Source organism: Clostridium acidisoli DSM 12555, assembly GCF_900176305.1.
GTDB classification, from domain to species: domain Bacteria; phylum Bacillota; class Clostridia; order Clostridiales; family Clostridiaceae; genus Clostridium_I; species Clostridium_I acidisoli.
The window spans coordinates 29,783-49,863 of sequence record NZ_FWXH01000017.1; the positions used below are offsets into that span (position 1 = coordinate 29,783).

The window sequence follows — 20,081 nt, forward strand, 5'->3', positions numbered from 1 at the left end:
GATATTTTGAGTTTGCTTTTTTTTACCCTTAACAAATTGCAAATTTATTACTATAATAGGATTAATGTTATTGTAACTTTGTGTTATAATATTAAATAAAAAGTATAGCCTATTTGTTTATTTTCACGCTAATATGAGTTATATTATCTTGATGGGGGATTAATGTGTTATGTTATTAGAAAAAGAGCTTAGCGACAAAAGCATTGAAAAAAATTTTAAGTATCTAAATCTACTTTCCAAACAATATCCTACAATTAATGAGGCTTCAACTGAAATAATAAATCTTCAAGCAATTTTAAATCTTCCAAAAGGTACTGAACATTTTCTTACGGACGTACATGGAGAATACGAACAGTTTATACATGTGTTAAAAAACGCTTCTGGTGTTATTAAAAACAAAATTGATGATATATTCGGAAATAGACTGATACAAAATGATAAAAAAAGCCTATGTACTTTAATTTATTATCCTGAACAAAAGCTAGATATAATTTTAAAACAGCAAAAAAATATTGATGATTGGTATAAAATAACTCTTTACAGATTAATTGAAATTTGTAGAAATGTTTCTTCAAAATATACGCGTTCAAAAGTTAGAAAAGCTCTTCCAAAGGACTTCTCTTACATTATAGAAGAGTTATTACACGAAGAATCTGATGATATGGATAAGCAAGAATATTATGGAGAAATAATAAACACCATAATTAGTATAGATAGAGCTCGTGATTTTATAATTGCAATATCAAAACTTATTCAAAGATTAGTTATTGATAGATTGCACATAATTGGTGACATATTTGATAGAGGCCCTGGTGCCGACATAATCATGGAAATGCTAACAAATTACCATGCTGTAGATATTCAGTGGGGAAATCATGATATAGTTTGGATTGGTGCCGCTTCAGGCTCTGAAGTGTGCATGGCAAATGTAATAAGAAATTCTGCACGATATGCTAACCTATCAACAATTGAAGATGGTTATGGAATAAATCTTATGCCACTTGCTACTTTTGCTATGGATTTTTATAGTGAGGATGACTGTGAAAAGTTCTTACCAAAAATTGAATACAATAGAAATTACACTGTAAGTGAAATTCAATTAATTGCAAAGATGCATAAAGCTATTGCTATAATTCAATTTAAACTTGAAGGTGAAATTATAAACAGACACCCAGAATTTAAAATGGATTATAGACTGCTTCTAAATAATATTAATTATAATAAAGGTACAATTAATATAGATGGAAAAACTTACACTTTAAATCAAACTAGTTTTCCTACAATTGATCCAAAAAATCCTTATAAACTTTTAGATGAAGAATTAGAGCTTATAGAAAAGTTGAAGTCTTCTTTTATTAACAGTGAAAAATTAAATAAACACGTTCGTTTTTTGTTTTCAAATGGAAGTTTATATTTAAAATTTAACTCCAATTTATTATATCATGGATGTATACCTTTAAATGAAGATGGAAGTTTTAAAGAAGTAACTATTAAAGATAAAAAATATAAAGGAAAAGCTCTTTTGGATAGGCTAGATATACTAGCTAGAGAAGGTTTCTTTTACAAAGAAAATACATCTGTTAAACAATATGGCATGGATATTATTTGGTACCTTTGGACTGGTCCATTTTCTCCACTTTTCGGTAAGGAAAAAATGACCACTTTTGAACGATACTTTATTGATGAAGATGAAACTCACTATGAAAAAAAAGATCCATATTATAAATTCAGGAATGATGAGAAGGTTTGTGACAATATATTGATTGAATTTGGATTAGACCCAAAAGAATCCCATATAATAAACGGTCATGTCCCTGTAGAAAGCAAAAATGGTGAGAACCCAATAAAAGCTAATGGTAAACTTATGGTCATAGATGGTGGTTTTTCTAAGGCTTATCAATGCAAAACCGGAATTGCTGGATATACTTTAATATATAACTCCTTTGGTTTACAACTTGTATCCCATGAACCTTTTGAATCTACAGAAAAAGCAATAACTGAAGAAACTGACATACTTTCTTCTAGAATATTGTTGGAACAAGTTGTAAAAAGAAAAATGGTTGGTGATACTGATATTGGTTTTGAATTAAAAAATCAACTTCATGAATTAAAGCTTCTACTATTAGCTTATAAAAAAGGGCTTATTAAAGAACAAACAAAAAAATAGATAAATGATGTTTCTTAATAATTAGAAATTACAAAGTGCAGATGAAGGGTTTGACTGGCGCAGCAACCGTTAAAACCCTTCACCTACTTCTTTTAGTCTTATCCTATCTTTATTGCTCTCATAGATAAAGATCTGTTATATATACCTTCATATATGAATTTAGCCTCTTCATTTTCTTCTTGCAATGCTGCTATATATAGCAATGGTAAAAAGTGTTCATCCGTAGGCAAAGATAATTTTGCTGATTTACCTATACTTTTGTAATTAATTAAATCTAAATGATTTTTATTTTTTATAGCATTTGCAACATAATTATCAAACTCTAATGCCCATTCAGCAGGCTTTGCATAAACATCATAGTCAAGCTCTCTTAAATTATGCACTATGTTGCCGCTTCCAATTATCAGAATTCCATTTTCCCTAAGTGCTGCAAGTTTTTTACCAAGCCTGTAATGTTCCTCATTGCTAAGTGTGGCATCAATACTCATTTCAAATACCGGTATATCTTCTTTTGGATATATATGTCTTAAAATAGTCCAAGCTCCATGATCAAGTCCCCATGCAGTTGTTCCTTTAACCTTCTCATCCTTTAACTGGTTTAGTGCTATTTCAGCATATTTTTTTGCACCTTTCGGGCTATATTTTATTTTATATAGTTCTTCTGGAAAACCATAAAAATCATATATAGTCTTAGGTTGATCTTCATCTGTAATATATGTGCCTTTAGTCATCCAATGTGCCGATATAACCATTATTGCTTTGGGTTTTTCTATCTCATCTGGAAGCTTTTTAATTGAATCTATATAATCATTTGTTTCTATTGCATTCATAGGACTTCCATGTGCTATAAATATTGCTGGTAATTTTCCACTCATAATATCTCCCCCTAAATAGTATGTTTATTACTTTATGTAAGTATGATACTATAAATTACTTTATTATGTCAAGTAATTACATTCCAAAGTAATTTTATAATCTAAAAAGGATTTATTTTTTTAAAAGGATAAATTCTTAAAACAACATGACCATCTATTGATTTAATATTTATAGGTCCAAAATTTCTGCTATCATTACTTACAGATCTATTATCACCTAACACGAATACAAATCCTTTCTTTATTTTAATTTTTTGATTTTCATGAAGATACGTTCCTCCATTTGTAATTATTGTGCTATCAATGTATTTTTCATCTAGTTTACTTCCATTTAAATAAATTTTACCGTTTGTAATTTCAATTTCATCTCCTTCGATGGCTATAACTCTTTTTATATATTTATCTTTACTTACATCCCCACTGTCAAATGTTATTATTTCTCCCCTTTTTACATTTAAAAAATGAGGTGATATATTCTCTGTAATTACTGAATCATTTGGTTTAAGCGTAGGTAGCATAGATGTCTGATTGACAACTGCCCTTGCAAATACATAAGTTCTTAGTGTTAAAGAAAAAACAATTGCTGAACCTATACAAATGGTCCAATTGATTACTTCCTTTTTTATATTCTTCATTATAACTATCCTCCAAGTTTTATTTCTTATGTATAAATTTTACCATTTATGCTTAAATAATAAAAGACACGAAATCATTACTGAATGTTCTCTTGTTTCTTTGTATAATATTTTATTTACATTTAAAAGAATGGAATATGTCAATTTAAAAAAATTGTCATATCCCATTCTTAATATATGAAAATTACTATAGTAATTAGATTTATTTTTTTATTTAATATCAAAATCCTGCGATGAGGTACTAACTATTTTAGCATCCTTTTTACCAATTATAGCCCCAGTTTTTGATAAAAACACTTTTTTTGAAACTATAGTATCCATAAGATTACTTACATCAGTTTCAGTTAAAATAGGCTGTCCATTTGTATCCTCCTTAATATTATCTATAGCTAAAGAGAAATTTTTTCCGTCTTCTTCAGTGGTAAATCTCATAGTAAGTTTGTGTGACATACTTTTCACCCTCCTTTTTTTAATTTATAAACTTCGCTTATGCATTTGTTAATACATTCTCATCAATTTTTTCAATTTCTTGCACTGGAAAATTTAAAACCTTACCTATTGCAGATACCACATCGTATATGTCTTGATCTACAGCTGATGTAGCTACATTCTTTATTGTAGTTTTTTTAAGTACGTTTTTACCATCTGAAGTTTCTCCTACTTTTGTTACTATAACAACAGAAGTTGAAACCTTTGTTGCTGCTGCCATACCTATCCCTCCTCTCTCATTATTCACTTATATATATGCTTTTGTTTAGTTTAATGCTAAATTTTTTACAATTTTATAAATTTAGCTCTTTGCTGTTACAAAAGATATATATGCTCTTTAAGATATCTAGTACACAAGTTTGAAACATAAAATTTAGTAACTTATCTTATATTGATTTGTTGCATATGTTGTTAATATGTTGTATATTTATTACATGGGAAAGTACGATGAATTAAGGTGATATAATGAAATTTTTAACTCCCGGTGAAAAAGTAAAAAAACTAAGAACTCAACTAAATTTAAAACAAGAAGACTTGCAGGATGAAAAAATCACTCAAGGACTAATAAGTATGATTGAAACAAACAGGAGAGAAGTTACACCTCAAGTTGCTTTAAAAATATCTAATAAATTTAATAAGAAAGCTACCGAGCTTAATCTTATTTTAAACATAGACGAGAATTATTTAACTCGGTATCCAAAACAAGATGCTGAGTTATACTGCTTTAAACAACTTAAAAATGAAAAGATAACAATTGTCAAAATTGATGAAATTTTTGAGATTACAAATATGTTTGATTTATTAGCTGTTAAAGCCGAAACTTATTGCAAACTAGGTGCAATCTGGTCTGATAAGAGAGAGTTTAAAGAATCTTGTGACTGTTACACTCATGCTAAAGAAATATTTATTAGTATTGGTATAACTGAAAAGTTAGGATATATATACTGGAAAATAGGAGATTCTAAAGCTAACATTCTAAAGTATGATGAGGCAATTGAGTATTATTTATTAAGCCAACACTATTGTATATTGTATAATGACTCTAATACTAATAAACGTCTTCTCTGTTCATTATCAAATGCTTACCAAAAATCAAACAAGCTAGGACTAGCTTTGGATACTATTAATGAATTTTTATCTATTTATGACGAAAAAAAAGAGCATAGACTGTATATCTATGCTCAAATAATTAAAGCAGCTTGTTATGAGAAAAGTGGAAATTTTGATACAGTTATAAGTATATGTAATTTTACCATATCAAAAATTTTCGACTCTAATGATCCTGCTTTAGGTTATTTATATTCCCTTTTAGGTTTAGCTTATTGTTACAAAGATAATTTTAAAAAAAGTAGCTATTATTTTGATTTAGCTGAAGCCTTAAGAAGTAAGATTGATAAAACAAATCTAGGCTCCACTCTTATAGATAAATCAACTATATTTATAAGACAAAATCTATACACTGATGCTATAGTTTCTACTAATTTAGGTTTAAAATATTCAAAAACTTACAAAAATCTTGAATATCAATTAAGAGGTAATTATACATTAGCCTATATATATTTAAAGTTAAACGATGTTAAAAATTTAGAAGCTGTGTATCTAAACATTATTGAATTATTAGAAAATAACGATGTAAAAAACCTCTGCAAAATTTATAATAAATTAGCACTTATATATCTAAATCAGGAAAAAGCGGAGTTATGCAAAAAATATCTGTTATTATCCGATGCCATTTTAACAAAATAATTCAATTAAACTACAATATACAATCTTACAACTTAAACTTAAGTACCATCTCATTTAGAATTTGCGCCATTTCAGCTTGACTTTGAGCAGTATTTGCAATTTCATCTACACCTTGGGATACTTCTTCCATGCTTTCTTTTATAACTTCTGTACTTTCTAAGGAACTTTTTGCCATGGAAGACATATCTTTCATTCTATAATTAACTTCATCAATTGTGCTTGTGAGTTCACCTGTCATATCTGCTATTTCTGACGACATTTTACTTATAAAAGTTGCATCATCATAATATTGTCCACCCATAGTACTAACTCCTTCAAGCTGTGGTCTTACATTTTCTCTAATAAATTTTAATATCTCATCACTATTTTGTGATAGATTAGCAAATGCACCCTGTACTCCACCAATAGTACTTTGAATACTTTCAACGGATTTAGAAGTCTGCTCTGCAAGTTTTCTAACTTCCTCAGCTACAACCGCAAATCCTTTTCCCTGTTCACCTGCTCTTGCGGCCTCTATAGCTGCATTTAATGCCAATAAATTTGTTTGTTCAGAAATACCTGCAATAGTATCTGCCATTTCTTTTATATCTTCAACTACTTTTCCTTTCTCAATAGCCTCTAATATATTTGATTCTTTCTGAACCAATATATTCTCAATACTTTTAATGGCTTGTTTACCTTCACTTTGTACATTAACGGCTCTTTCCTTTGATTTTACTGAACTATCGCTACCATCTGTGGCTTTTTGAGACAATACATTAATCTTAGAATCAACTGCTCCAATTGATAATGTTATTTTCTGTGAAGTAGTATTAGTATTATCAACTTTTGTAAATATATTTTTCGTCTCTTCATTTATTTGTTGGAATTTTGAACTTATTTCTTCAACAGTTGCTGAAAGTTCTTCACTTGAAGCACTTAAATTCTGAGAATTATCCAGTATATTTTTTATAATTCCAATAAGTTCATTTTTCATTAAAATAAACGCACTAACCAATTCTCCAACTTCATCTTTTGACTTTAATAAATGATTATAGCTGTCATCCTCTGACAAATCAAAATCTGCTGTCTTTTTTACCAGCTTTGTTGCTAAAACTATAGGTTTTGAGATTCTATTTCCAATTATCAAACCTGTCACTGAAAATATACATGTCATAATAATAGCAAGTACAATTATAATCTTTTGCAAATTGGATACCTCTGCAAATATATCTGATTGCTTTACACTTATAACCATTATATTCCCATTTATCAATTTGCTATACCCATATACATTTTTATCACCATTAAAATTTGCATAAGTGAACCCTGATTTGTTTTTCCCCATAGTTGCTGTAACAGCTTTCAAACTACCATTTTGAATTTTTGATAAATTATCTTTAGATGTGTATACTTTATCTACCAAAAAATCATATTTATCATTCATTAAAAAAGCAAATCCATTATTATATACTTTTACATTATTAATCATCTTAGCATAGTCATTAAAAAATAAGTCTATAGCAATAACCGCAACTAACTTGTTGTCTTTGTATATAGGCTTCGTATAAGCAATTCTCATATCTTTACTGTCAGCTTTACCGCTTGCGTCCACATGTGGGTCACTCCATATAGCACTTCTAGATTTTATAGGATTATAATACCAGCTCATGCTACTTTTACTCTCATCAAAATCATTTATTGTAAATTTGTTTTCTTTTTGAAATTGTCTATTAGTACTTGTTCCTTCATAACAAATTTGATATAAATCCTTTGTTATTTCTGGATTTAATATTAAAGTTATACCAAGTGTTTTATTTTGACTTTCTCCTATCCTTTTTATTGTAGGATCAAGCGAATCAACATAAGACTTAACATATTGACTATCAGTAGCTGCTCTATTCTCATCATACGTTGAAGAAAATATACTTTCTACATTACTTGCAGTATTTTCTGTACTTAAAAGCAATTTGTTTATATCATTTGATTTATTTTCAGAAATCTCTACAAGTTTATCCTCCGCCTCCTTTTGTATAGAAGCCTTGCTCTCATTAACACATATTGTAGAAATCACAACTGAAGTTATAAGACAGCATATAGTTATTGATGCAATTATTTTGTATCGGATGCTTGCCTTAAAATTTTTTAGTTTTTTCAATTTTAACTACTCCTTTTTAATTTATAGAATTTTCTTACTTTTATTTATCGTGTTATAACTATAAATCTTTAAAGCAATACGCTGTTTTTTTATTCCAACTTAAACCAATATGTAACTTATTTTACAATATAGTTTAATTTATGTTATTATTTATATGAAACACAACAAACATTTTACCAAGGAGAATTCATATGAAGTTTAATAAAAAACTTATCTACTCTCTATTAACACTTTTGTTGTTATGTTGGATTGGAAACATAATTTATTATAAAAACCACATTATAGATAATCCCATATTTTTAAAGCATTATTACAGCGTGAACTCTAATAATTTTTTATTATATTATCTTGATGATATTAATTCTCAAAATAAAGTAACTAACCTGGAGTTTCCTGAACTTGGTACTGAGTCCATACCTTTTAGTGAATCTGACTTGAATACTGACAACCGCTATTATAGTCTAAAAACATTATCTGTCACCCCTTTTTATTATATAAATGGTACTGTACCAAATAGATATAAAAATAAAGTTATTACTAAAGCAAACATCACTTTTTCTAATGGCAAAACCCAAACTATAAAAATAGGTCAAATAAAATTACTTGATAATAATTTGAAGACAAGCAGTTTAAATCAAGGTGGTGTTTCTTGCTCTAGTGACAATAGTGGAGACTTCAGCTTTACTACGGACAAAGACATTTATATTACTGGTATAAATACTAAGTCTTATTACCTGGTTAAGGATGTCATTGAAATAAGCATTGATGGGAAACCTCTATCTAAAGTAAAATTTCCAATTATGTTAAGAGCAAAATATCAAATTGATATATCTTACAATTTTAATTTTAGCAAAAATCCATCGGTTAAAAATAATGTATATTTATTTAATTTAGAGCTACTTACAAAAGATCTAAATGGAAATAACGGCATTACTCCCTGCTATATAGAAATGCAACCTAACATGCCAGATGATCTTAACATTGATGTTTTAAAAAATGAAAAAGGAAGTGATTAATATATATTCTTCTGGTTATAACAGATTATTTTGGGGAATGGTATTTATTTTATTTCACATAAATATTGGATACATAACTATACTCCCAAGTTTTATTGCGTATTTGTTTATTTACTCTGGCCTTAATATTTTATCATCACAACATGAAGCATATAAAAAATTGAAATTAATTGTAATTATACTAATCCTCCTTTCTTTAAAAGATATATTTTATAATTCTGCTACTAATTTTCTATCAGCCCAATTTTACGTTTTAAGCTTGAGTTCTTTAATTGATATTGTTTCAGGTATCCTTAATTTATACTTAATATACACTATACTAAATACAATATATGAACTTTGCAAGGCTAGGGCTCTGAATAAAACTATAGATAATGTAGTAGACTCTTTTACTTTTTATTTTATAACTTCTTTAATAATTTTATTTTTTATACCCTTTTCACTAAATCTAACTAGAGATCTTAAGCTTTTAATTATTATTCCTGCAATTTTTAAATTCATTGCATCTGTGATTATTGCTGGCATATTTAGGCGCTGTAGATTATTACTAAAAGAATAATTAATCATTAGAAAGGCGGACTTTGCAAATGAAAATTAAAAACCTTAACTTTTACTTTTTTGGAGACCCTGGCAATTATGATGAATACAATCCATCATATATCTGTAATAAAAATCTTGTCCCTGAGATATTATACATAATAGCATCTAACAAACCATTTTCAATATCTAACTATGAAATATCTAATATTCTAAATATAAACATTTCAAAAATTGATGAGCTTATTAATAATCTTAAAATTATTAACGCTATAGAAATTAAAGATGATACTTATAGATTGAATTTTCCAGTATTTTTAGAAAAAGATACTTTACAAATACAGAACTATTTAAAAGATATAGGTGAAATACTTTGTAATAAAATAATTTCTTTAAGTCCTTTGATTAATGAAAAAATATCAAAATTGCAATGCTCAAAATATCAAACTACAAAAAGAACTCTTTATCATGTGATTTGTGATTATGTTTTTGACGATATTGCATTCGACTTCTTTGGAGAAAAAAATATTTTTTGCACATCAAAATTACAACCAGACAATAGAGATTATATTATTATTGCATATGAGAATAGTAAACTGATAGACACTTACAGCAATCATCTATTATGCAGCAGTAACAATTACAAGAGTAATGGCTTTACTTTTAACAGTTTTGGAGATTCAGATGGTTCAAGAAAAGATATTTTTAGGTTTTTCAGAATGATTCAAAAAAACATTACTGATTCTAATCCTTTTTATAATTTAAGCATATCCTATATAAAAATATTAGATGATATGAATAAAGAATTGATAAAAAATTGTGGACAATTAGTAAACTTCATAATTAATAAGCATCCAAAATATCTTGACCTATGTCTCAATGAAAAAAAATTGGTTGACTTTCTAAAAGAACTTGATTATATAGATATTAATGAACTTGATAATTCTATATCTATAAATGTTCCATTTTTCTATACATATGAAAAGCCTATTATAGAGGATATATCGTCTATAATTCTTGAAACTCTATTCCCAACAATAAAGGATTTTTTTGAAAATTTGTCTTTTAACTTACCTGATTTAACATCCGTGAAGCATAACGTACCTACAAAAGAAATCGGAAATGAATTATGGCATCAAATTTTTGGAGCTACTAACGAGTATCTAGTCAAAACTAATTTTGTTCAATCACCTGAAAAATTAGATGGTGAGGGTAGATATTTAAAAAGTATTACATTGAATATTTAATAAAATTTTCCTTTATTACTATTGTTATTGACATTAATTTCTTATAGATTTATAATTCTTATAAATCATATAGGAAAGGTTGGTATATTATGTCTGATATTAAAACTAGCTTTATTACAAAATGTATTCATGTTGGCAACGATATAGATAAGGAAACTGGAGCAATTCGAAGACCTCTTACTATGGCAAACAGCTATAGACTACCAGAAGATGCTTCTACTCTTAATTGGAGCGATCCAAACAATTTAGTCTATACTAGAAACACCTCTGCTAATCAAACATACCTTCAAGAAAGATTGTCAGCTTTAGAAGAAGCTGAAGATTGTGTTGTTTTAGCCAGTGGTGTTGCTGCTCTTTCAGCTGTATTTTTTACATTTCTAGATAAGGATTCTCATGTAATTTGTTCTAACGTCTCATACATAGCTGTTTACCGTTTGTTAAATGAATATTTACCTGAAAAATATGGTATAGAAGCTACCCTTGTGGACAGTTCAAATATAGAAGAAATAAAAAATGCAATAAGACCTAACACCAAACTTATACATATAGAAACACCTGGAAATCCCACTACTAGAATAAGTGATATTGAAGAAATATCTAAGATTGCAAAAAAAGCCGGAGCTCTACTTTCTGTAGATAGTACTTTTGCATCTCCGTTTTTGCAGCATCCTCTTGGTCTTGGAGCAGATCTTGTTGTTCACAGCTTAACAAAATACATAAATGGACATGGAGATGCTATGGGTGGAGCTGTGCTTGGAAGCAAAAAACTTGTAGATAAAATCAAACGTGAAGCTATGGTAAATGTAGGTGGTGCAATAAGTCCTTTTAATGCATGGTTAATAATGCGTGGTGTTGTTACTTTACCATTACGTATGAAGCAACATAGTGAAAGTGCACTTAAAATCGCACAGTTTTTAGAAGCCTATCCATCTGTAAAATTTGTTGCCTATCCTGGTCTTAAAAGTCATCCTCAGCATGAAATTGCAAAAAAACAGATGAGCATGTTTTCTGGAGTTATATCTTTTGGGCTTAATGCCAATGTTGAAACTCATAATAAATTTGTTAATTCTTTAGAACTTATTATTTCAGCAGTTTCTATAGGCCATGATGAAAGTTTAATTGTTTATACTGGTCCTAATGATGAAAGAAACCATTTTTACCCTGAAGAATTTAAACATGGTCATCTTAGATTTAGCGTAGGCCTTGAGGATCCTAATGATATTATAAATGATTTAAAACAAGCCTTTAAAAAATGTGGATTATAGTATCAGCTCATACATCAATGAATATTAATCATGTGGTCTGCATACGATAATTATCTAAAGGAGGCTTTTACATGGAAAAAACTAAATATAATTACAATTTTGAAGAAACTTCTCAAATAGAAGGTTTTGATATCGAATTAAACGAAGAAAGTGCAAGGCGTATTGATAGATTAGTTGACAATTATGAAAAGAGTATTGTTAATCATTTAGATGAAGAATATATACGCAAAACTAGTTTATCTGATCGTATTGCAGATAAAATGGCATCTTTTGGTGGAAGCTGGACATTTATTATAATTTTCGCTTTGTTTCTTGCTATTTGGATTATTTGGAATACATTATCGTTTACTGTATTTCATTTTGATCCATCACCCTTTATTTTGCTAAATCTATGCTTATCCTTTATTGCAGCTTTCCAAGCTCCCATTATTATGATGAGTCAAAACCGCCAAGCTTCAAGAGATAAAAATGAATCAATTATAGATTTCGCAATTAATTACAAATCCGAACAAGAAATTGATGATATACAAAACCACTTACATCGTCTTCAGCAAGAAGTTAAAGAGATAAAAGCATTACTTTTAGCTATTAAAGAAGAGGAAAGAAAATAACAAATGAAAAAAATCCCACAAACTAAGTGTTTGTGAGATTTTAATACGTCATATGAGATTTAAATCTACCACTAATTATTTCATATTGAATCTTTAATTATATGCTTCTTCTACAGCGGATTTTAAAATTTCATATGCTTTATCACAATCTTCTTTAGTTACTATAAGTGAGGGAACCATACGAATTACGGAGGTTCCTATTAATGTAACCAATAATTTTCTATCAAAACATCCATGTTTTATATTCTTACCTACAGGCGCATCAAACTCAACACCTACAAGTAGCCCTTTTCCACGAACTTCCTTCGTATGTGGCAGTGTCTTTAATTTTTTCATGAAATAGTTACCTACTTCTTTTGCTTTTCCTGCTAAATTATTGTCTAAAAGTTCATTGATTTGGGCAAGTGAAGCTGCACAACAACAGGATTACCACCGTAAGTTGTGCCATGAGATCCCGCAGTGAATGCTTTAGAAATTTCTTCTGTTGTACAAATAGCGGCTATTGGCATTCCACCCCCCATAGCTTTTGCCATAGAAACAATATCTGGTTTTATATTATAATTCATATAAGCCATAACCTCACCAGTTCTACACCATCCTGTTTGTACTTCATCTATTAGAAGTAGCATACCTTTTTCATCGCAAAGAGCTCTAATACCCTCCGTAGATTTTGGTTTCTGTAGCCAAAGATCTTCTCAAGAATTTGATTGGATACCACTGCATGATGATCCTCTTATGGCGATCCTACCAAAAGATTTTGAAATTCCAACAAGTGGCACTTATTCAATTTGTGATTTTCAAAATCAGCCTTTTATTATATCTGCAATGGATATTGATTATGACATACATCTTGCATTAACAGATTCAAACGTAACCCCATATATTAGATTTTCTTCAACCGATGATCATGCAATTATTTCTATGGTAGCAAATCACCTTGGCATTAGCATACTTCCAAATTTAATTATTCAAGAATGGTCAAGTCAAATTACCGCCCTACCCCTTGAACCATACTCCTTCCGAAGCTTAGGAATTGGAATAAAATCGCTAAAAAACACTTCACCTGCTTCTAAAAAATTTATTGAATACGCAAAACGGATTATACATGCTACTTCTCTTGAATTATAAATAAAAAAAAGATATCAATGGTTGATTTGTATAACCATTGATATCTTTAGTTCGTCACTCGTTGACTGTCCTATCATTTTTTTTGTTTAATAAATCACGAATATTACCTGAAGTAAAACCCATAGGACATATAGTGCACCAGCTCCTTGGCTTAAAAATTACGCCTACCAAAAATGCAATTAATGTTGCTACTTCCATAAAATAAAGTACTGTTCTACCTAAAGTATATATACCCTTAGGTACAGCCCAGAACATCAATCCAATAAAACTTCCCATCATAACTAACCAAATCAGAAATCTAAAACCTTTCGTGTGTGTCCATGAAGGCATAACACGTTTTCTTGAAAAAGGAATTGTGACCTTACCTATAAAAGATCCTCTTGGACAAATACGAGCACAGCTCATTTTTCCTCTTCCAGATAACGCTATTAAAATCGGTGTAAACATACATACAAAACCATAAAGACCAAATGGTGGCCAAATATTAGCTACTACCATCCAGCATATAGTAATAATCCATGTCCATTTTTGCTGAGACTTTATCCATTTTTTATTGCTTATATTATCCTTTTTTAATGCAATTAATTTTTGTTTCCCCAATTTCCACACTCCCTATAAACATATTTATTTATTAATTATACAATACCAATATGTTTTATAGAAATTATATTTCAGTGACTAATCACTGTCAATAAACACTTGAAATAACTCTTCAATTAAATAGTACCAATATCAAAGGTTTTTATATCTGGACATATGAAGATGATATAATGCCACACATAATAGTCAAAAATCGATTACATTTTATGGTATAATATTATTAAATAATGTATAACAAAGGAAGTGAATCTATGCGTCGATTTTTATTAAGCAGCACTCTTAACACACGTGATTTAGGTGGATATCCCATAGAGTGTGGCAAAAAAAGCACATCATATAAGGTATTCCTGCGTAGTGATGTTCCACTTCAAGTATCGGATGATGATATAGAACTATTATTATCCAATAATATAACAACAATTGTTGACCTTAGAAGCGATGCTGAGGTTGAAAGCAAATCCTATGCTTTAAAAACTGATAAAAGATTCGAATATTATCATTGTAAAATACATGGAGACGGATGTTTGCCTTCAAGTGTTGAAGCTGTTCCAGATTCATACTTTGATATGGTAGATGAGAAAAAAACTGTACTTAACATCATGAGAGTATTTGCAAAGGCAAAAGGCGGTGTTCTTTACCATTGTACAGCGGGGAAAGATAGGACAGGAGTAATTTCGGCATTGATCCTGCTATTAGCTGGTGTTTGTAAAACAGATATTTTATATGATTATACGATTTCAGAAGCATATTTAGGTCCTATGTTACAGCAGTTTTGTAAAAGCAATAAAAATGTTGATATAAATATCATAACTCCGAAAATAGAGTATATGGAGAAATTTCTAGACATGTTTATACAAAAATATAACTCTGTAGAAGAATATTTTTGTGAAATTGGTTTAAGTGATGGTGACATATTGCAATTAAAAGCCAAATTAATAAATGGTATATTGTAACAAAATAATGATGTCATTAAAATCATGCGAAACAATGATAATTTATATTTTGTAAGGAGATGAATGAATGTGAAAAAGACAAACTCTCCCTTGTTGAAAATAGGGCTTCTCATATTTGCTGTGACTATGATAGTTCAAAGATTCATTACACAAATATCCAATTTTGTTGTAATATTGCTGCTTGTGATAGCAATTGCCCTTATAATTGTGGGTGGACTTAAAAAGAAAAAAAAGCTGATGAAAACCATCAACCTTTCAAAATTACTATATTTACTTAAGTTTTGGTGCGTCAGAAGGGATTCGAACCCCCGGCCAACTGGTTCGTAGCCAGCTACTCTATCCAACTGAGCTACTGACGCAAATCTTATTACCATAAGATTTTACCACACAAATATTTATAATGCAAATTATTTAAATATTAACATGGCAAAGTTTACTATGTTAATAAGCTTTATTTGAATTTAAAATGTTTTTATCATCAAAAACACTCTTTATTTTTTTCATGTAATCAACATTAACTTTATCTGTTACCTTAAGAAAATAAGGCCTTTTATTTAATCCAATACCGTGTTCCCCAGAAGGTAGTCCTCCAAGTTCTTTACTTTTTTCATAAAGATTACCTAGCAATAATACAGATTTTTTATTCCATTCTTCTTCACCCATGCTGCCTTTTATTACACATAAATGTACATTTCCATCTCCAGCATGTCCAAAACTTGTTATTTTAATTCCATACTTTGCTTGCACCTCTTTAGTATAATTGATAAACTCTGCCGTTTTATTTATTGGAACTACAATATCTATCGGTTCCTGCTCTGATACCGCTTCAACAGCAGTAACTAAGGCTCCTCTTATTTTCCATGTTCTATCTATATCTTCAATTTTATTTAATATAATAAAATCTATAGCTCCATTATTTAAACATACTTCTTTAGCTTTATTATAGTTAGAGATTACTTCAGAATCTTCATCACCATCAAAGGTTAACAACAAATAAGCTTCTCCTTTATCATCAGGAAATTTTAGCTGCAAATAATTTTCTGCATTTTCTATAACATCTTTTTCAATGAATTCTATTGCAGTTGGCTTTGAATTTTTATTAATTATTTTAATAACAGAATCTATAGCCTTATCTAATGAATTAAATGGAATCAATATGCTCACACTTTTTTTAGGTTTAGGTATTAGTTTTAAAGTAGCTTTAGTTATAATTGCTAATGTTCCCTCTGACCCAATAATAAGATCTTTGAGATCCAATCCAGAGCTATCCTTTATTACTTTTTCACCAACATTCATAATGCTTCCATTTGCCAAAACTAATTCTAATGCCATAACATAATTTCTGGTTACTCCATATTTTACAGCTCTCATGCCACCAGCATTAGTACTAATGTTCCCTCCTATGGAAGCACCTTTTTCCCCTGGGTCAGGTGGATAAAACAATTCTATTTTTTCTACATATTCTTGTAGATCTTTAAGTAGTATGCCTGGTTCTACCGTTATCGTTAAATTTTCTTTATCAAGCTCTAATATTTTATTCATTAGCGATAAATCTAGTACAATACCACCATTGGTAGGAATCGTGGCTCCAACTAAACCTGTTCCAGCTCCCCTAGGCGTTACGATTATATTGTTTTCATATGAAAACTTCATTATCAAGCTTACTTCTTCATTGTTTATAGGAAAAACAAGTACTTCTGCCTCTCCTTTATTTCTTTTTATAGCATCACTTAGATATTTTTCATCTATTTCTTTACCTAATTTAATTCTGTCCTTATCCTTTATAATTTCAAATAAATAATTATAATTCAACACAAACACTTCCTTTTAAAATGAAAAAAATTAAATTTATCTTTTAGAAAATATTATAGATAATTTATCTCCAACAAATTGTATTACTTGAACTACTAAAACTAGCAGAATTACAGTAGCTATCATTACACCAGTTTCATATCTGTAATATCCATATCTAATTGCTAGATCTCCAATTCCACCACCGCCTACAATTCCTGCCATAGCTGAAAAGCCTATTAAACTAACCAAAGTAACAGTAATTCCTCTTATTAAACTAGGAAGTGCCTCTACAATTAATACATCGGTTAATATTAATTGTAGCTTTGCTCCTGAAGCTATTGCCGCCTCTAAAACGCCTTTATCAATTTCATTAAAGGCTCCTTCCGATATACGTGCAAAGAATGCTATTGATGCAATAGTAAGTGGTACTGCTGCTGCCTTAGGTCCAATGCTTGTCCCAACTAATTGCTTAGTAAAAGGTATCAATAATACTAACAATATTACAAAAGGTAAAGAACGAACTATATTTATTATTATACCTGTCACATTATTAATAAACTTGTTTTTAAAGAACAATTCACTTGAAGTTAAATATAGTAAAAGCCCTAAAAGTCCTCCAACTACAATTGACAATACTATAGCAATACCAATCATATTTAAAGAATCAATAACCGCTTTTCCTAATTCACTTTTTAATATTTCTAATGTACTATCCAATTTATTCTACACCTCCTTGTGAATTATAAGAAATTTCATCTATATCCGTTACGTTCTCCTTTATATATTCTTTTGTTTTTTTAATTTCCTCACTTTGGCCTGTAATATTCACAAGTAAAATTCCAAGAGGTTTTCCTTGGATATAATCAATTTTTCCATGAATTATACTAATAGAAACATCAAATTTCTTAGATGCACTAGAAATTACAGGATCTACACTTTTATCACCTGTATAAGTTATTTTCACAAGCTCTCCTTGCTTTATTAGATCTTTTACTTGCAGTGGCAATTCAATGTCTAAATTTTTGCTAATTAAAGATTTTGTTACTTGTTTTTCAGGATTAGAAAAAATTAAATATGTATCATTTACTTCTTCCAAAACCCCATTGTTCATGACTGCTACTCTATGAAACAATTTTTTTGCAACTTCCATTTCATGAGTAATAAAAACAATGGTTTTCCCATACTTTTCATTAATTTCTTTAAGTAAACTTAATATTTCGTTTGTATTTTCTAAATCCAAAGCGGATGTTGCTTCATCACACAAAAGTATATCTGGATTATTAGCTAATGCTCTAGCAATCCCAACTCTCTGTTTTTGACCTCCACTTAACTTCGAAGGATAAACCTTAGCTTTATCCTTTAAGGTTACTAATTTTAATAATTCCTCAACTCTATCTTTCCTTTTTTCCTTTGGATAATTATTAGCTTTTAACACAAATTCTATATTTTCATAAACAGTTTTGCCACTTATTAGGTTGAAATGTTGAAATATCATTCCAATTTTTAACCTGACTTTTCTTAACTCTTCACCCTTTAAATTAGTAATATCTTGTCCATCAATAATAATTTGTCCGCTAGTAGGTTTCTGAAGCAAGTTTATTGTTCTAATTACAGTACTTTTTCCTGCTCCACTTAATCCTACTATACCAAAAATTTCTCCTCTATTAATTTTAAGTTTAACATCCTTAACTGCATCTATTTTTCCACCTTTTTGTTGGAAAACTACATTCACATTTTTTAATTCAATCAAAACTTACACCTCCAAAATGGATATAATTATTTCTTATCAATATACCATTGTGGCTTGTCAAAAGATTTAAACTCACCGTTTGACTTTTCAATAGCATCTCTAAATTCTTTTGATTCAACAGCAGCCTTCAGGTCTTTTCCCAATTGTTTATTTAAATCCTCTGTTCTAACAGCTACAACATTCTTATAATTTTCAGCTAATTTTTCTACCTTCAAGGCACTAGAAAATTTTAATCCAGCTGAAATTGCATAGTTTCCTGTGATAGTTGCAATATCAACACTGTCTAAACTTCTTGGAAGTTGGGCTGCTTCCATGGGTACAAATTTTAAATCTTTTTTGTTTTCTATTATGTCATTTTGAGAAGCTTTAGTTTGATCTATATTATCTTTAATCTTAATTAAACCTTCTTTTTGTAATAGTATTAATGCCCTAGCTAAATTTGATGCATCATTTGGTATTGCTACTTGTGCCCCATTTGATAACTTATCTAAAGATTTTATTTTGTTTGAAAATATCCCCATTCCAGCAGTTGGTACACTAATGACTGGTGATATAGCTAAATTGTTATCTTTTGCAAATTTTTGAAGATAAGCAGTATGTTGAAATAAATTAGCATCTATTTCTTTGTTAGCTAATGCATTGTTAGGTTGTATATAGTCACTAAATTCTTTTATAGATACCTTATATCCCTTATTTTCTAAAACAGGTTGTATTGCTTCTTTTACCATATCACCATAAGGTCCTGGGCATACTCCTATAACTATAATTTTTGTTTGTTTTTCAGCTGTATTATCAGAACCAGAAGTACTTTTCCCACACCCTACAATCCCTATAGATAATGTCAATGCTAATGCAATTCCCAAAAATTTTTTTAATTTAATCATTATTATTACCCCTTTAATCAGTATTTTTAAATCATATAAACTTATCCTAGTAATCATATGTGTTTATTATACTTTATATTTTTTATTTGTCAATTGTTTTGTGAGATATAATTAAGAACTTTTTAATTGAATTAAGTCCAACAAACTCAATACTTACACAAATTGAAGTCTTATGAATGATAACAATGGATAAATTAATCTCAAAAAATAAAAAAACAAGAAAATTTGTTTTTCAACAAATTTTCTT

The 20,081-nt window shown here is 29.2% G+C and carries 19 protein-coding genes, 1 tRNA gene and 1 pseudogene; 8 read left to right on the top strand and 13 right to left on the bottom strand.

Annotated features, from left to right (window positions below):
• Positions 1-169: 169 nt before the first annotated feature.
• On the top strand, positions 170-2,167 hold the full coding sequence (locus B8978_RS15415) for a fructose-1,6-bisphosphatase (RefSeq protein ID WP_084117102.1): 1,998 nt from the start codon (positions 170-172) through the stop codon (positions 2,165-2,167).
• 98 nt (positions 2,168-2,265) lie between these two features.
• Here B8978_RS15415 and ygiD read toward each other — a convergent pair whose 3' ends face one another.
• The 4 genes from ygiD to B8978_RS15435 all read right to left on the bottom strand — a co-directional run bounded on the left by ygiD (position 2,266) and on the right by B8978_RS15435 (position 4,386).
• Complete coding sequence (gene ygiD, locus B8978_RS15420) at positions 2,266-3,042, bottom strand: 4,5-DOPA-extradiol-dioxygenase (RefSeq protein WP_084117103.1); 777 nt, start codon at positions 3,040-3,042, stop codon at positions 2,266-2,268.
• A gap of 101 nt (positions 3,043-3,143) precedes the next feature.
• Positions 3,144-3,677, bottom strand: coding sequence for a signal peptidase I (lepB, locus tag B8978_RS15425; protein ID WP_084117104.1), 534 nt, complete (start codon positions 3,675-3,677; stop codon positions 3,144-3,146).
• 210 nt (positions 3,678-3,887) lie between these two features.
• Positions 3,888-4,127 (bottom strand): DUF2922 domain-containing protein, encoded by a 240-nt coding sequence (locus tag B8978_RS15430; RefSeq protein ID WP_084117105.1) that lies wholly within the window; start codon positions 4,125-4,127, stop codon positions 3,888-3,890.
• A 37-nt stretch (positions 4,128-4,164) separates the two neighbouring features.
• Positions 4,165-4,386 (bottom strand): DUF1659 domain-containing protein, encoded by a 222-nt coding sequence (locus B8978_RS15435; RefSeq protein ID WP_084117106.1) that lies wholly within the window; start codon positions 4,384-4,386, stop codon positions 4,165-4,167.
• Between the two features lie 245 nt (positions 4,387-4,631).
• On the opposite strand from B8978_RS15435, the gene B8978_RS15440 reads away from it, so the two are divergent.
• A complete protein-coding gene (locus B8978_RS15440) occupies positions 4,632-5,912 on the top strand; it encodes a helix-turn-helix domain-containing protein (protein WP_084117107.1) in 1,281 nt (426 codons plus the stop codon).
• 25 nt (positions 5,913-5,937) lie between these two features.
• On the opposite strand, the gene B8978_RS15445 is transcribed toward B8978_RS15440, so the two are convergent.
• Positions 5,938-8,049 (bottom strand): methyl-accepting chemotaxis protein, encoded by a 2,112-nt coding sequence (locus tag B8978_RS15445; RefSeq protein WP_084117108.1) that lies wholly within the window; start codon positions 8,047-8,049, stop codon positions 5,938-5,940.
• A 191-nt stretch (positions 8,050-8,240) separates the two neighbouring features.
• Between B8978_RS15445 and B8978_RS15450 the strand changes: the two genes are divergently transcribed.
• A complete protein-coding gene (locus B8978_RS15450) occupies positions 8,241-9,065 on the top strand; it encodes a hypothetical protein (RefSeq protein WP_084117110.1) in 825 nt (274 codons plus the stop codon).
• Between the two features lie 396 nt (positions 9,066-9,461).
• Here the strand turns inward: B8978_RS15450 and B8978_RS19950 are convergent, their stop codons facing one another.
• Positions 9,462-9,632 (bottom strand): hypothetical protein, encoded by a 171-nt coding sequence (locus B8978_RS19950; protein WP_176212725.1) that lies wholly within the window; start codon positions 9,630-9,632, stop codon positions 9,462-9,464.
• A 20-nt stretch (positions 9,633-9,652) separates the two neighbouring features.
• Here B8978_RS19950 and B8978_RS15460 point away from each other — a divergent pair, with 20 nt between their 5' ends.
• The 3 genes from B8978_RS15460 to B8978_RS15470 all read left to right on the top strand — a co-directional run bounded on the left by B8978_RS15460 (position 9,653) and on the right by B8978_RS15470 (position 12,725).
• A complete protein-coding gene (locus B8978_RS15460) occupies positions 9,653-10,849 on the top strand; it encodes a hypothetical protein (protein ID WP_084117113.1) in 1,197 nt (398 codons plus the stop codon).
• Positions 10,850-10,938: 89 nt separating this feature from the next.
• A complete protein-coding gene (locus B8978_RS15465) occupies positions 10,939-12,114 on the top strand; it encodes a trans-sulfuration enzyme family protein (protein ID WP_084117115.1) in 1,176 nt (391 codons plus the stop codon).
• Between the two features lie 71 nt (positions 12,115-12,185).
• Positions 12,186-12,725 (top strand): DUF1003 domain-containing protein, encoded by a 540-nt coding sequence (locus tag B8978_RS15470; RefSeq protein ID WP_084117117.1) that lies wholly within the window; start codon positions 12,186-12,188, stop codon positions 12,723-12,725.
• 93 nt (positions 12,726-12,818) lie between these two features.
• On the opposite strand, the pseudogene B8978_RS15475 reads toward B8978_RS15470, so the two are convergent.
• A pseudogene (locus B8978_RS15475) lies at positions 12,819-13,387 on the bottom strand (aspartate aminotransferase family protein); the annotation flags it as partial.
• Between B8978_RS15475 and B8978_RS15480 the strand changes: the two are divergent.
• Positions 13,380-13,853: a LysR family transcriptional regulator substrate-binding protein gene (locus B8978_RS15480; RefSeq protein WP_341435483.1), complete on the top strand. Its 474-nt coding sequence runs from the start codon at positions 13,380-13,382 to the stop codon at positions 13,851-13,853. The pseudogene B8978_RS15475 and the gene B8978_RS15480 sit on opposite strands and share 8 nt — an antisense overlap.
• A 54-nt stretch (positions 13,854-13,907) precedes the next feature.
• Here the strand turns inward: B8978_RS15480 and B8978_RS15485 are convergent, their stop codons facing one another.
• Entirely contained in the window at positions 13,908-14,453 is a 546-nt protein-coding gene (locus B8978_RS15485) for a 4Fe-4S binding protein (RefSeq protein WP_242950577.1), read from the bottom strand.
• Positions 14,454-14,704: 251 nt separating this feature from the next.
• On the opposite strand from B8978_RS15485, the gene B8978_RS15490 reads away from it, so the two are divergent.
• Positions 14,705-15,406: a tyrosine-protein phosphatase gene (locus B8978_RS15490; protein ID WP_176212726.1), complete on the top strand. Its 702-nt coding sequence runs from the start codon at positions 14,705-14,707 to the stop codon at positions 15,404-15,406.
• A 282-nt stretch (positions 15,407-15,688) separates the two neighbouring features.
• Here B8978_RS15490 and B8978_RS15495 read toward each other — a convergent pair.
• The 5 genes from B8978_RS15495 to B8978_RS15515 form a co-directional block, all read right to left on the bottom strand.
• Positions 15,689-15,765, bottom strand: a tRNA-Arg gene (locus B8978_RS15495).
• 82 nt (positions 15,766-15,847) lie between these two features.
• Positions 15,848-17,218, bottom strand: a complete 1,371-nt coding sequence (locus tag B8978_RS15500) for an FAD-binding oxidoreductase (protein WP_084117123.1) — start codon at positions 17,216-17,218, stop codon at positions 15,848-15,850.
• 36 nt (positions 17,219-17,254) lie between these two features.
• Entirely contained in the window at positions 17,255-17,917 is a 663-nt protein-coding gene (locus tag B8978_RS15505; protein ID WP_084117125.1) for a methionine ABC transporter permease, read from the bottom strand.
• 1 nt (position 17,918) lies between these two features.
• Positions 17,919-18,950 (bottom strand): methionine ABC transporter ATP-binding protein, encoded by a 1,032-nt coding sequence (locus B8978_RS15510; protein ID WP_084117127.1) that lies wholly within the window; start codon positions 18,948-18,950, stop codon positions 17,919-17,921.
• Between the two features lie 26 nt (positions 18,951-18,976).
• Positions 18,977-19,834, bottom strand: coding sequence for a MetQ/NlpA family ABC transporter substrate-binding protein (locus B8978_RS15515; protein WP_084117129.1), 858 nt, complete (start codon positions 19,832-19,834; stop codon positions 18,977-18,979).
• Positions 19,835-20,081: the final 247 nt, after the last annotated feature.

Coding starts and splice junctions, on each gene's coding strand:
- lepB (WP_084117104.1), bottom strand. CDS start 3,677: ATGAAGAATATAAAAAAGGAAGTAATCAATTGGACCATTTGTATAGGT.
- B8978_RS15465 (WP_084117115.1), top strand. CDS start 10,939: ATGTCTGATATTAAAACTAGCTTTATTACAAAATGTATTCATGTTGGC.
- ygiD (WP_084117103.1), bottom strand. CDS start 3,042: ATGAGTGGAAAATTACCAGCAATATTTATAGCACATGGAAGTCCTATG.
- B8978_RS15460 (WP_084117113.1), top strand. CDS start 9,653: ATGAAAATTAAAAACCTTAACTTTTACTTTTTTGGAGACCCTGGCAAT.
- B8978_RS15430 (WP_084117105.1), bottom strand. CDS start 4,127: ATGTCACACAAACTTACTATGAGATTTACCACTGAAGAAGACGGAAAA.
- B8978_RS15440 (WP_084117107.1), top strand. CDS start 4,632: ATGAAATTTTTAACTCCCGGTGAAAAAGTAAAAAAACTAAGAACTCAA.
- B8978_RS15450 (WP_084117110.1), top strand. CDS start 8,241: ATGAAGTTTAATAAAAAACTTATCTACTCTCTATTAACACTTTTGTTG.
- B8978_RS15435 (WP_084117106.1), bottom strand. CDS start 4,386: ATGGCAGCAGCAACAAAGGTTTCAACTTCTGTTGTTATAGTAACAAAA.
- B8978_RS15490 (WP_176212726.1), top strand. CDS start 14,705: ATGCGTCGATTTTTATTAAGCAGCACTCTTAACACACGTGATTTAGGT.
- B8978_RS15415 (WP_084117102.1), top strand. CDS start 170: ATGTTATTAGAAAAAGAGCTTAGCGACAAAAGCATTGAAAAAAATTTT.
- B8978_RS15515 (WP_084117129.1), bottom strand. CDS start 19,834: ATGATTAAATTAAAAAAATTTTTGGGAATTGCATTAGCATTGACATTA.
- B8978_RS19950 (WP_176212725.1), bottom strand. CDS start 9,632: ATGATTAATTATTCTTTTAGTAATAATCTACAGCGCCTAAATATGCCA.
- B8978_RS15470 (WP_084117117.1), top strand. CDS start 12,186: ATGGAAAAAACTAAATATAATTACAATTTTGAAGAAACTTCTCAAATA.